Below are 12,294 nucleotides of genomic sequence, written 5' to 3'. Positions count from 1 at the left end.
GGCCGATGAAAATTGGCGAAAGCGTTTCGGGTCGTGGACGCCGGTGGCGGCTATCGCAGCAGCCGCTTGCCGTCGTTCGACACGGGGCCGGCCGCGAAATCCGGCGCATCGATGGCCGTGTTGCTGGCCGTGCAGATGTATGCCGAGGGATCGAACTTGCCGCGACTGGTGTCCAGCGCCATCGTGTCCGAGCGGCATGAGCCGCCGTCCACGCAGCGATTCAGGATCGTGTTGTAGAGATCCGGCGCCACGCTCGCAAAGCGCTGCACGGGCACGCTCTCGCTGGGCTCGGCCAGCTTGAGGTAGGTCTCTTTCGACAGCGGCGTGCCGGCGGCCTTGACCTGCTGGATCCACCGGTCGAATTCTTCATTGGACAGGCCGTGGAACTTGAAGCGCATGTGCGAGAAGCCCGCACCGCTGTAGTTGGCCGAGAGTCCGTCATAGACGCCGGGTTTGTTGATGACGGCGTGCAACTTGGTTTCCATGCCGGGCATCGCGTAGACCATGCCGGCCATCGCGGGCACGAAGAAGGCATTCATCACCGACGTGGCCGTGATCCGGAATGCGATCGGGCGATCCACCGGCGCGGCCAGTTCGTTCACGGTGGCGATGCCTTGTTCGGGATACAGGAACAGCCACTTCCAGTCCATCGCCACCACCTCGACGGTGAGCGGCCTGGTGTCCGGGGGAACCGTACGATTTGCGTCGAGGTGCTTCAGCGGGCGATACGGATCGAGCTGGTGGGTGCTCACCCAGGTCACGGCGCCAAGCGCGATGATGATGAGCAGCGGCGCGGCCCAGATCGCCAGTTCCAGCACGGTGGAGTGGTCCCACTCGGGGCTGTATGGGGCGTTCCTGGCATTTTCCCGATAGCGCCACGCAAACAGCAACGTCAGCACGATCACCGGAACGATGATCAGCAGCATCAGGCAGGTGGCGATGAGGATGAGGTCGCGCTGGCGCACGGCCATGTCGCCGGATGGCGAAAGCAGCACTGCATTGCAGCCGGCGAGCCCCGCGGTCAGGCCGAGCGCAGCACATCGCAAAAGCAGTCTTCCCGTCGCACGTTGCGGTTGTGCCGCAGAATCGAAGCGTCGCATGGTCGCGGAAGTGGCGTTTGAGGAACGTCGAGCGCCGCTCGACGCAACTATCTTTCGATTTCCTATGGCAGTTTAGGCGCTATTCTTGTCAGTGACGGACTTTGAGTGCAGTACGAAATCCCTCTCGCGTGCCAAAGGAGACCCCACGATGCCCAGCGTGACTCACCAGCATCGCGCATCGCCGACTGCACCTCCGGCGCCTGGCCATCATCAGGTGGCGCCCGCCGAAATTGCCACCGGGGTTGTCATCGGCCGCGCGTCCGAATACTTCGACTTCTTCGTCTACGGCATTGCCTCGGTGCTGGTGTTTCCTTCGGTCTACTTTCCGTTTGCGGGAGAACTGGCCGGGCTGCTCTACAGCTTCACGATCTTTTCCTTCGCCTTCATCGGCCGGCCGTTCGGCACGGGCCTGTTCATGCGGATCCAGCGCCGGTGGGGGCGCGGCATCAAGCTGACGGCATCGCTGTTCCTGCTGGGCACGGCCACGGTGGGCATCGCCTTCCTGCCCTCGTACGCGTCGCTGGGCAGCGCATCGATCTATCTGCTGGCGTTGTTCCGCTTCCTGCAGGGCATCGCGTTCGGCGGATCGTGGGATGGCTTGCCGTCGCTGCTGGCGCTCAATGCGCCGGCGCACAAGCGGGGCTGGTACGCGATGGTGGGCCAGCTCGGCGCGCCCACGGGCTTCATCGTGGCGGGATCGCTGTTCCTGTTTCTCCACGCCAGCCTGGACCCGAAGGAATTCATCGAGTGGGGCTGGCGCTATCCATTCTTCGTGGCATTCGCGATCAACGTGGTGGCGCTGTTCGCGCGGCTGCGGCTGGTGGTGACGCACGAATACACGCAACTGCTGGATGAAGGCGAACTGGAGCCGATCAGCACGCTGCAGATGGTGAATGCCCAGGGCTTCAACATCTTCCTGGGCGCGTTTGCCGCACTGGCGAGCTATGCGCTGTTTCACCTCGTGACCGTGTTTCCGCTGTCGTGGGTCAGCCTGCATCGGACGCAGGACATCAGCGATGTGCTGGCCGTCCAGATCGTCGGCGCGGGGATTGCGTTCATCGGCACCCTGATCTCGGGCTGGATCGCGGACCGCATCGGCCGGCATACCACGCTGGCGGTGATGGCGGTGCTGATCGGCATCTTCAGCCTGTTCGCGCCGTGGCTGCTCGATGGCGGCGCGGCGGGACAGGACCTGTTCATCCTGGTCGGCTTCGCCTTGCTTGGCTTGTCGTACGGCCAGTCGGCAGGGGTGGTCACATCCAACTTCGAACGGCGCTACCGTTACACGGGGGCCGCGTTGACGACGGACTTCGGCTGGCTGTTCGGCGCCGCCTTTGCGCCGCTGGTGGCCCTCGGCCTGTCTTCCCAGTTCGGGCTCGGCGCGGTCAGCGTGTATTTGCTGTCCGGCGTCGTCGGCACCCTGGTGGCACTGCGCATCAACCGCGTGCTGGGCACACCGGAGGAATGACGGGGCGGATGGTCGACGCGGTTGTCGATACGATCATCGGTCCCTTCTCATCCCTCTTCATCTCCGCCTTCATCGGCCCGGTTTCTTTCCCAAGCCTGTCGGCTGCATCGCCACCTTCGCCGCCCCGGTCCGGGCGGCCTTGCGTGGCTTCGGCGCGAGGTCGCTGTTCAGCGCGAAATCGACGAAGGCTCGCGCCGCGGCGGTCCGGTAGGCCCCCTTTCGCTGGAGCAGCGCCGCGCGTCGCGGCGGCAGCGGCGTGTGGAGCGGCAGTATCCGCAGGTCGGCATGATCCGTCGCGATGGCGGCGGGCAGCACCGTGGCATGGCGCCCGCTGCGCACGGCGTCAAGCACCGCGCTCACCGAGTTGGCCTCGATGGTGATGCGCGGCGTGATCCCCAGTGAGCCAAAGTAGCGGGCGATATAGCCGCGCGTCGCAAACTCCCGCGTCAGCATCGCCATCGATTCGTCCGCCAGCGCCGTCGCGTCCAGCGGCGTGCGGCGCCGCGCCAGCGCGTGCGTGGCGCCGACGATATAGGCCAGCGCTTCTTCCATCAGCGGCGTGGCTTCCAGATCGGGCAGATGGATATCGTCGAAGGCGATGCCGATGTCGATCTGGTCGTCGGCGAGCAACGGCTCCACGCGTTCCTGCGGCATTTCCCGCACGCTCAGCGTGATGTTCGGATATTTCGCGTTGAAGGCGACGATCAGTGGCGCGACGAGGTAAGGCGTGAACGTGGGCGTCATCGCCAGCCGCAGGTTCCCGCGCGTCAGCTCGCCCACATCGTGAATGGCCCGCCGTCCGGCTTCCAGGTCCTGCAGCGCGCGGCGCGCATGGACAAGGTAGGCCTCGCCGGCATCGGTCAGCCGTACCGTGCGGCCGGAGCGGTCGAACAGCGGCGCGCCAAGCGTTTCCTCCAGCTGGCGAATCTGCTGCGACAGCGTGGGCTGCGAGACGTGCAACGCCTCCGCCGCACGTGTGAAGTTGCCGGCCTCGGCAACGGCCAGGAAGTAGCGAACGTGACGTAGCAGCATGGGTAGAGGTATTGGTATTGCCAATGGCGAGGATAATAAACCGGTCTTTGACCCAATGGCCGATTGCCGCCATGCTTGCATCCGACGTGATCCCAGCCGAATCAGCCAGAGGGAGCATCCGGTGAAAGACCTGATCGAAGGAATCCTGAAGTTCCAGCGCGAGGAATATCCCAAGCGCTCGCAGCTGTTCAGGCAGCTGGCGACGCAGCAACATCCCGGCGTGCTGTTCATCGCCTGCTCGGACAGCCGCGTGGTGCCCGAGCTGCTGACGCAATCCGAGCCCGGCGAGCTGTTCGTGATCCGCAATGCGGGCAATATCGTGCCGGCGCATGGGCTGCAGCCCGGTGGCGTGTCGGCCAGCGTGGAGTACGCCGTGGCGGGGCTGAAGGTTCGCGATATCGTGATCTGTGGCCATTCCGACTGCGGCGCGATGACGGCGGTGGCCACGTGCCAGTGTCTCGACCATATGCCTGCGGTGGCCCAGTGGCTGCGCCACGCCGATGGCGCCAGGCGCATCAGCCTGGCCCGGCCGCACGCCTCGGACCGCGATCGTGTGGATGACATGGTGCGCGAGAACGTGATCGAGCAGCTCGCCCATATCCAGACCCATCCTTCCGTGGCGCAGGCGCTGGCCGAGGGCCGCGTGGACCTGCACGGATGGATCTACGACATCGAGACCGGCGGCATCCTCGCTCTCGACGCCAGGACCGGCAGGTTCGTGCCGCTGGCGGACCATCCGGAGGTCTGCGCGACGCCCGCGAGCGCGCAAGCCAGGACGGCCTGATCACGGCCTGATTGCGGCATGATCACCGCCTGACCTCGCGCCAATCCCACGAAAACGCGAGTCAACGCCCCCCGCGATCTTGCGGTGCGGCATGGCTGGATGTCCTGAATGGAAGACATCCAGCCGCGTTGCAGGCAGCCAACATACCCCCCTTCAATCCAAATTGCGCGGCAGCGTGCGCCTGATACGCTGCCGGGTGCAGTCCTCATCCCACAACATAGTCGGAGGCGTACATGCGATTCAGGGGTCTTGTTGCAGCCGTTGCCGTAGCCGTTGCGTGCAGTGTCTCTCATGGCGCCCTGGCGGCCGCGCCGACGATCACGGACCTGCCGGTCAAGCTTGGCGACTCGGTGGAAGACGTCAAGCGCGCACTAGGCACGACGTTGGAACCGGAGCCGATGGAGAGTGCGGTGCCAAATATGCCGGGCCGGCCGAAGAAGTTCCAGCTCCGCCTGAAGACCCGGGGCATCTGGGTCTTCTTCGAGAAAGACCGCGTGGTGACGTATCGCATCGACGCACCGTTCCGTGGCACCGTGGGCGGCGTGAAAATCGGCGACGACATCAGCAAGCTCAGGAAGCTGCTGGGCGAGCCCGTCAAGGTCAACAACTTTGCCGGGCGCACCCGCTACACGTATTACTTTGACGATGAGACGACGACCAACATCGTGATGTCGGACGACGATGCGGTGGAGACGATCTTCTTCATCAAGTAGCCGCCCAAGCGATGCCGTGAATTTGCTGGCAGCGCCCGGCTAAGACGCTGCCGGGCGGGCGTATCATGGCGGTGTCTTTACCTCGCCGCCATCGCCCCCCATGCCCCCGCGCATCAGCGAAGAAATCACCTTCCGCAAGCTTGAGGCCCTGCTGGCCTTCATGGAGACCGGCAACCTGGCCAAGGCCGCCGAAGCGCTGGACGTCAGCGCGGTCAGCGTGCATCGTGCCCTGCATTCGCTCGAGGAAGGCATGCGCTGCGCGCTGTTCCGCCACGAGGGGCGCAACCTGTTGCCGACCGAAGCCGCGCACGTGCTGGCCGATGTGGCGCGCGACGTGCTGAAGACGATGTCGGACGGCATCCGCATCACGCGCGAGGCGGCGGGCTATTCGGCCGATCAGCTCAAGATCGGCTCGCTCTATTCGCTGACCATCAGGACGGTGCCGCAGGTGGTGATCGGCATCAAGATGCGCCGCTCGGCGCTGCAGACGGAACTGGTGCTCGGCTCCAACGCGGACCTGCTGTACAAGCTCAGGCAGGGCACCATCGACGCCACGCTGATGGCACTGCCGGAGCCGGACGCGGAGATCGAGTCGATCCCGATGTTCGAGGACGATATCTTCTTTGCCACGCCCGCGGATTCCCACTACGCGCAGCTTGCCGCCATCGACCTGCGCGCCTGCCGCGACGAGCCGTTCGTCTCGCTGGGCGAGGGCTTCGTGACGTCGAGCGGATTTGCCGAAGCGTTCCGCATCGCCGACTTCATGCCCAACGTGGTGATGAAGGTCGGCGATATCTTCTCGCTGATGAACCTCGTGGGCGGCGGCATCGGCTACACGCTGTTGCCGGGCCGCGTGCGCGACGTGTTTGCGAAGAACGTCGCCTTTGTGCCGCTGACGCCGGAGTACGGCCTGAAGCAGACGATCGGGCTGAGCTTCCTGCGACGGCGCGAGCGCGATCCAAACCTGCTCGCGCTCGCCGCCGTCTGCCGCATGCTGACTCAATCGGACGCCGCGCGCATCAGTTGACCAGCGCCTTCGTCGCCAGGAACAGCACCGAGGGCCCCATCAGGCAGCCGAGCCCGGTGTGGAACGTGGCCACCAGCGCGCCGTAGGGCACCAGCCGGCGATCGGTCGCGGCCAGGCCTGCGGAGACGCCGCTGACCGTGCCGGCCAGACCGCCGAATACCATCGCCGCACGCGGATTGTTCAGGCCCAGGAAGCCCGCCGCGAACGGCGTGCCCACCATCACGATGATCGCCTTGACCAGGCCGGTGGCGATGGACAGTGCGATGACGTCCGAGCTGGCGCCCAGCGCGGCACCGGTCACCGGACCCACGATGTAGGTCACCGCGCCCGCGCCGATCGTGGTCATGCTCACCGCATCGCTGTAGCCGAACGCGTGCGCGACCGTCGCCCCGACCGCGAACGGGATCACGGTGCCCAGCAGCAGCGATACCGCGCCCACCAGGCCCGCCTTGCGCGCCTCCGTGACCTGCACTTCGAACGCCGTCGCGACGATGGCGAAGTCCCGCAACATCGCGCCGCCCATCAGGCCGATGCCGGAGAACAGCGTGAAGTCGGCAAGGCCCTTTTCCTTGCCCGTCATCAGCCCGCCGTAGTACGCGAGGCCGAGCCCGATCAGGATGGCGATGGCGGACGCATGGATGCGGCCGGCGGTGAGGCGTCGCGACACCTGCGACGACACCCACATCACGATGCCCACCGTGGCGAAGGCGGTCACCAGCCCGTTGTGCAGCAATACATCCTGAAGCATGTGAATCAGCGAAATCGAGGCCATGTTCGTCTCCCGGATCAGCGATGGGCTGCCATTTGCGTCGATACCGGCGCGGGCGGGGGCGTGGCCCCATCGTCCGGCAGGGGCGGCAGCGGCTCGTGGTCGCCGGTGCGGCTCAGTACCGCGATGCAGCATGCGGCGGCCAGCACGGCCAGCACGGCGGCCAGCAGTGCGACGGGCCCGCCGCGCAGCGCGGCCACCACGTTTTGCTGCGCCGCCATGGCCACCACCACCGGGATATACATCGCGCCCCAGAAGCCGACGCCGGCCTCGGTCTCCTTCGGCAGCAGCCCGCGGTTGTGCAGGTAGAGGCGGATGGTAATCAGCAGCAGCATGGCGATGCCCACGCCGCCCACATTGGCCTTGACGCCGATGGCAATGCCAAGCAGGTCGCCCAGGAACAGGCCGGCGAGGTGGCAGAGCGCCAGCAGCGCAGTCCCATAGATGATCATGTTGTGTCTCCTGTGTGGCTGTCGGCATCGGCGTGGTGTGAGGGGGCCGGGGCTCGCAGCCTGATGTTTTCGGTCGTGCCCGCCAGCGAGGGGAGGGGAAGCGCGGGGGAAGGGCGCAGGGGGCACGGCTGGATGCTAGGGAGCCGGCCCGGTCGCATCAATCAACCCGGCGCGTGGATCGTTACGCTCTGGTTAATCCCGCGGGTGCGCGCCATTACACCCAGCGTAACGATCCGTCGCCGGGCGTGATTGTTTGCCTTGCGGACCGGACGTATCGTGTCCAGCATCGACAGACACACGGCGAAGCCACGGAGACGACGCGATGCCAGATCCAACCCGACAATGGGACACCCGCCGCGCGGAGAAACGTCGCCGCCAGGGCCTGGGCGCACGCCTGGCCAGCGGCAAGGTGGTGCCCACCGAGGACATGGTCCCGTTCCTCGAAGCGATCACGATGCCCGGCGACCGCGTGGTCCTGGAGGGCAACAACCAGAAACAGGCCGACTTCCTCTCCCGCTCGCTGGCCGAGGTCGACGCCGCGAAGGTGCACGACCTGCACATGATCATTCCCAGCGTGAGCCGCGTGGAACACCTGGACCTGTTCGAGCGCGGCATCGCCCGCAAGCTGGACTTCGCCTTTGCCGGCACGCAGAGCGTGCGGATCTCCCAGTTCCTGGAGGACGGGCAGCTCGAGGTCGGTGCCATCCACACCTATATCGAGCTGTATGCGCGGCTCTATGTCGACCTGACGCCACAGATCGTGCTGATCGCCGGCTACAAGGCCGACCGTGACGGCAACCTCTATACCGGCGCCAGCACGGAGGACACGCCCGCGCTCGTGGAAGCCGCCGCGTTCCGCGACGGCATCGTGATCGCGCAGGTCAACGAGATCGTCGACGATCCGGCCGACCTGCCGCGCGTCGATATTCCCGGCTCCTGGATCGACTACGTGGTGCAGGCGGACAAGCCGTTCTTCTGCGAGCCGCTGTTCACGCGCGACCCGCGCCTGATCAAGCCGGTGCACGTGCTGATGGCGATGATGGCCATCCGTGGCATCTACGAGCGCCATCAGGTGCAATCGCTCAACCACGGCATCGGCTTCAACACCGCGGCCATCGAGCTGATCCTGCCGACCTACGGCGAATCGCTCGGGCTCAAGGGCAAGATCTGCAAGCACTGGACGCTGAACCCGCACCCGACGCTGATTCCGGCCATCGAATCGGGCTGGGTGGAAAGCGTGCACAGCTTCGGCAGCGAACTGGGCATGGAAGACTACGTGGCCGCGCGGCCCGACGTCTTCTTCACCGGCGCGGATGGCGCGATGCGCTCCAATCGCGCGTTCTGCCAGCTGGCGGGTCAGTACGCGGTGGACCTGTTTATCGGCTCCACGTTGCAGATCGATGGCGACGGGCATTCGTCCACCGTCACGCGCGGCCGGCTATCCGGCTTTGGCGGTGCGCCGAACATGGGCCACAACCCCGGCGGGCGGCGCCATGCCACGCCGGCATGGCTGGACCTGATCGAAACCGACGACCCGCTCGCGCGCGGCCGCAAGCTGGTGGTGCAGATGGTGGAGACGTTCCAGGCCGGCGGCAAGCCGACGTTCGTCGAATCGATGGATGCGGTGCAGGTGGCCAAGGATAGCGGCATGCCGCTCGCCCCCGTGATGATCTATGGCGACGACGTGACGCACGTGCTGACCGAGGAAGGCATCGCCTATCTCTACAAGGCGCGCTCGCTGGAAGAGCGTCGCGCGATGATCGCCGCCGTGGCTGGCGTGACGCCGATCGGCATGCGTCATGACCCGGCCACCACGCGCAAGATGCGCAGCGATGGCCTGATCGCGCTGCCGGAGGACCTGGGCGTGCATCGCGCGGATGCCACGCGGTCTCTGCTGGCGGCCAAGAGCATGGCCGACCTCGTCGAATGGTCCGGCGGCCTGTACGCGCCGCCGGCACGCTTCAGGAGCTGGTGATGGCACGGCAAGGGTTGCAACGGCTGGCGAAGATCGCGGCCGATCCGGCGGCGGAGGCCATCGGCGATCTGGCGGTTGGCGTGCTGGTCGACGAGGCCACGCTGACGCCGAAGCCGGGGCTCGTCGATGCACGCGGCAGCGGCGCACACCGCGATCTCACGCTCTCGCTGATGATCACCTCCGCGCACAGTCTGCGCGAGGCGTTCGTGGCGATGGCCGAAGCGGGGCGGCATGCCATCGGTCTCGATGGCGGACTGCGCGAGCGGCTCGGCGCGCTGGGCCGCGAGGCGGAGGCGACCATGCTGGCCGCAACCGGTGGCGTCAACACGCATCGCGGCGCGATCTGGTGCCTGGGGCTGCTGGCTGGCGCCGCGGGCTGGCTGCGTGCTGGCGCCGGCGTCCATGCGATCGCCGACACGGCGGGCGCCATCGCGCGGCTGACCGATCGGCATCGCCCGTCGCACACCGGTAACAAGGGCGAGCTCGCGTGCAGCGCGTACAACGTGGGCGGCGCGCGGGCGCAGGCCGAGGCGGGATTCCCGCAGGTCCTGCGCCACGGCCTGCCGACGCTGCACGCCAGCCGCGCACGCGGCGACGCGGAGCCCAGCGCGCGCGTCAACGCGCTGCTGGCGATCATGGCGTCGCTGGACGATACCTGCGTGCTGGCGCGCGCCGGGCGCGAAGGGCTGGCGCATATGCAGGCGGGCGCCGCCGCCATCCTCGATGCGGGCGGCATCGGCACGCTGGCCGGGCGCCGTGGCCTGCGCGCGCTGGAAGCGGGCATGCTGGCCCGCAACGCATCGCCTGGCGGCGCGGCGGACTTGCTCGCCGCCACACTCTTCCTCGACCGGCTGCAGGCCGCTCAATTCGCCAGCCAATGTGGCAACGCACGCGGCAACGAACGCGGCAACCAACGCGGCAACCAACGCGGAGACCAATGATGGAACAGCTCCAGTTCGAATATCCCGCCGGCGCACCGGCCCGTCAGCGCGTGCTGGTAGGGGTGGTGGGCTCCGGCGACCTCGAAGTGATGATCGAACCCGGCGATGCCGGCAAGACATCGATCCACGTGACGACCTCGGTCGACGGCTATGCGCGCGTGTGGGATGCGCAGCTCACGCGCGTATTCAGCGCGGAGCCGCGTGCGGCCATGCGCATCCGCATCCATGATTTCGGGGCCACGCCGGGTGTGGTCGGCATGCGGCTGGCCGAAGCCTTCGAAGCGCTCGACTCGTCTGGCAATGCCGGCAAGGGGGACGCATGAACCGCGACGCATTGCTGGCCCGCGAGAGTTTTGTCGAACTCGGTGCGCGTGCGCGGGCGCGCGCCTTGCTGGATGCCGGATCGTTCCGTGAACTGGCCGGTCCGTTCGATGGCCTGAGGTCGCCGTGGCTGGAGCGCCAGGGCGTGGTGCCGCAGGGCGACGATGGCGTCATCGTTGCCAAGGGCACGATCGACGGGCACCCGGCCGTCGTGCTGGCCATCGAAGGCGCCTTCCAGGGCGGCAGCCTTGGCGAAGTCGGCGGCGCCAAGATCGCCGGCGCGCTGGAGCTGGCGGCCGAGGATAACCGGCGGGGCATCCCCATGCGCGCCGTGATCCTGTTCGAGACCGGTGGCGTGCGGTTGCAGGAAGCCAACCTGGGCCTGGCCGCCATTGCCGAGATCCATGCCGGCATTGTCGACCTGCGGCGCTACCAGCCCGTGATCGGCGTTATCGCCGGCCAGGTGGGGTGTTTTGGCGGCATGTCGATTGCAGCGGGGCTGTGCAGCGCGCTGGTGGTGACGCGTGAAGCCCGGCTGGGCCTGAACGGCCCGGCGGTGATCGAGCAGGAAGCGGGCATCGCCGAATACGATTCGCGCGACCGACCGTTTATCTGGAGCTTCACGGGCGGCGAACAACGCATTGCCACGAGTCTGGCGGATCGCTATGTCGACGATGACAGCGCGGCCATCCGGCAAGTGGTGGCGGAGCTGGTGTCATCGCCGGCGCCGTCCATGCCGCGCAGCGCGCGGCAGGACGCTTATCTGGCACGTCTGGCGGGGTACAACCCTGCGGTGCAGGCCACGCCGGAGACGGTCCGTACGCTTTATGCGCCCCTGGTTGCCGGAGATTCGCAATGAGCACCGATATCAAGACGTCCCGGGGCGAGGCGTGGCTCGCCGCGCTGAGTGGCAACGCATCGCGCCTGCCCGGCTATCCGCCGTCGATCCAGGTGGCGGACGCCGAAATCGCTGGCCGAATGGCGCGGCTGATCGCCGTCGTGCCCGATGCGGACAGTCCCTATCCGCGTGCGCGCCAGGGCGAAGTGGGCCTGCTTGAAGGCTGGTCGCTGGCCCGTGCCGTGCATGAGGTGGTGGCGGCGGACCGCGACGCGCCGGTCAAGCGCGCCATCATCGCGATCGTCGACACACCCAGCCAGGCCTATGGCCGCCGCGAGGAGGCGTTCGGCATCCATCAGTCGCTGGCCAGCGCGGCGGATGCCTACGCGACGGCGCGGTTGCAGGGCCATCCGGTGATTGCGCTGCTGGTGGGCAAGGCGATGTCCGGCGCGTTTCTCGCGCACGGCTATCAGGCCAACCGGATCCTGGCGCTGGCCGATCCGGGCGTGCAGGTCCACGCGATGGGCAAGGAGGCGGCCGCGCGCATCACCATGCGCAGCGTTGACGATCTGGAAGCGTTTGCCGCGACCGTGCCGCCGATGGCCTATGACATCGACAACTACGCGACGCTGGGTTTGCTGTGGCAGCGTGTGAAGGTGGCCGACGCGGCAGCGCCGCGTGGCGAGGACGTGGTTGCCGTGCGCGATGCCTTGCAGGCCGCGCTCGCCGATATCGACGCCGATCCGCATCGCGACCTGCGCGGCCGGCTGGGTGGCGAGAACCGCCAGGCATCGGCGCATACGCGGGAATTGCTGGCCCGGCAGTGGCGGGAGTGAAGCCGGAGGTGAGGGCGGCATAGGGACGGCATAAGGAC

At 67.1% G+C, this 12,294-nt stretch carries 13 protein-coding genes; 9 read left to right on the top strand and 4 right to left on the bottom strand.

Annotated features, from left to right (window positions below; all coding sequences use genetic code 11):
• Positions 1 to 50: 50 nt before the first annotated feature.
• On the bottom strand, positions 51 to 1,100 hold the full coding sequence (cyoA, locus tag BLR29_RS29160; RefSeq protein WP_092142712.1) for a ubiquinol oxidase subunit II: 1,050 nt from the start codon (positions 1,098 to 1,100) through the stop codon (positions 51 to 53).
• A gap of 148 nt (positions 1,101 to 1,248) precedes the next feature.
• Here cyoA and BLR29_RS29155 point away from each other — a divergent pair, with 148 nt between their 5' ends.
• A complete protein-coding gene (locus BLR29_RS29155) occupies positions 1,249 to 2,568 on the top strand; it encodes an MFS transporter (RefSeq protein WP_092142708.1) in 1,320 nt (439 codons plus the stop codon).
• Positions 2,569 to 2,637: 69 nt separating this feature from the next.
• Here BLR29_RS29155 and cynR read toward each other — a convergent pair whose 3' ends face one another.
• Positions 2,638 to 3,600, bottom strand: coding sequence for a transcriptional regulator CynR (gene cynR, locus BLR29_RS29150; protein WP_092142705.1), 963 nt, complete (start codon positions 3,598 to 3,600; stop codon positions 2,638 to 2,640).
• Positions 3,601 to 3,721: 121 nt separating this feature from the next.
• Here cynR and BLR29_RS29145 point away from each other — a divergent pair, with 121 nt between their 5' ends.
• The 3 genes from BLR29_RS29145 to BLR29_RS29135 all read left to right on the top strand — a co-directional run bounded on the left by BLR29_RS29145 (position 3,722) and on the right by BLR29_RS29135 (position 6,124).
• A complete protein-coding gene (locus BLR29_RS29145) occupies positions 3,722 to 4,384 on the top strand; it encodes a carbonic anhydrase (RefSeq protein WP_092142792.1) in 663 nt (220 codons plus the stop codon).
• 233 nt (positions 4,385 to 4,617) lie between these two features.
• Positions 4,618 to 5,097: a hypothetical protein gene (locus BLR29_RS29140; RefSeq protein ID WP_092142702.1), complete on the top strand. Its 480-nt coding sequence runs from the start codon at positions 4,618 to 4,620 to the stop codon at positions 5,095 to 5,097.
• A 100-nt stretch (positions 5,098 to 5,197) separates the two neighbouring features.
• Positions 5,198 to 6,124: a LysR family transcriptional regulator gene (locus BLR29_RS29135; protein ID WP_092142699.1), complete on the top strand. Its 927-nt coding sequence runs from the start codon at positions 5,198 to 5,200 to the stop codon at positions 6,122 to 6,124.
• Here BLR29_RS29135 and madM read toward each other — a convergent pair.
• Positions 6,117 to 6,896, bottom strand: a complete 780-nt coding sequence (gene madM / locus BLR29_RS29130; protein WP_369804734.1) for a malonate transporter subunit MadM — start codon at positions 6,894 to 6,896, stop codon at positions 6,117 to 6,119. The genes BLR29_RS29135 and madM overlap by 8 nt on opposite strands.
• A 14-nt stretch (positions 6,897 to 6,910) precedes the next feature.
• Positions 6,911 to 7,345, bottom strand: a complete 435-nt coding sequence (gene madL / locus BLR29_RS29125; protein ID WP_092142696.1) for a malonate transporter subunit MadL — start codon at positions 7,343 to 7,345, stop codon at positions 6,911 to 6,913.
• Between the two features lie 322 nt (positions 7,346 to 7,667).
• Between madL and mdcA the strand changes: the two genes are divergently transcribed.
• The 5 genes from mdcA to mdcE are packed head-to-tail and all read left to right on the top strand — an operon-like array spanning position 7,668 to position 12,256.
• Complete coding sequence (mdcA, locus tag BLR29_RS29120; RefSeq protein ID WP_092142693.1) at positions 7,668 to 9,320, top strand: malonate decarboxylase subunit alpha; 1,653 nt, start codon at positions 7,668 to 7,670, stop codon at positions 9,318 to 9,320.
• Complete coding sequence (locus BLR29_RS29115) at positions 9,320 to 10,261, top strand: triphosphoribosyl-dephospho-CoA synthase (RefSeq protein ID WP_176861091.1); 942 nt, start codon at positions 9,320 to 9,322, stop codon at positions 10,259 to 10,261. Before mdcA ends, BLR29_RS29115 begins: the two co-directional genes overlap by 1 nt.
• Positions 10,261 to 10,584, top strand: coding sequence for a malonate decarboxylase subunit delta (locus BLR29_RS29110; protein WP_092142687.1), 324 nt, complete (start codon positions 10,261 to 10,263; stop codon positions 10,582 to 10,584). The genes BLR29_RS29115 and BLR29_RS29110 overlap by 1 nt, the downstream gene beginning before the upstream one ends.
• On the top strand, positions 10,581 to 11,441 hold the full coding sequence (locus tag BLR29_RS29105) for a biotin-independent malonate decarboxylase subunit beta (RefSeq protein ID WP_092142684.1): 861 nt from the start codon (positions 10,581 to 10,583) through the stop codon (positions 11,439 to 11,441). The genes BLR29_RS29110 and BLR29_RS29105 overlap by 4 nt, the downstream gene beginning before the upstream one ends.
• Positions 11,438 to 12,256, top strand: coding sequence for a biotin-independent malonate decarboxylase subunit gamma (gene mdcE / locus BLR29_RS29100; protein ID WP_092142681.1), 819 nt, complete (start codon positions 11,438 to 11,440; stop codon positions 12,254 to 12,256). Before BLR29_RS29105 ends, mdcE begins: the two co-directional genes overlap by 4 nt.
• The last annotated feature ends 38 nt before the right edge of the window (positions 12,257 to 12,294 follow it).

The organism is Cupriavidus sp. YR651 (genome assembly GCF_900101625.1).
Lineage (GTDB): Bacteria > Pseudomonadota > Gammaproteobacteria > Burkholderiales > Burkholderiaceae > Cupriavidus.
This window is presented reverse-complemented; position numbering and strand designations above follow the sequence as displayed.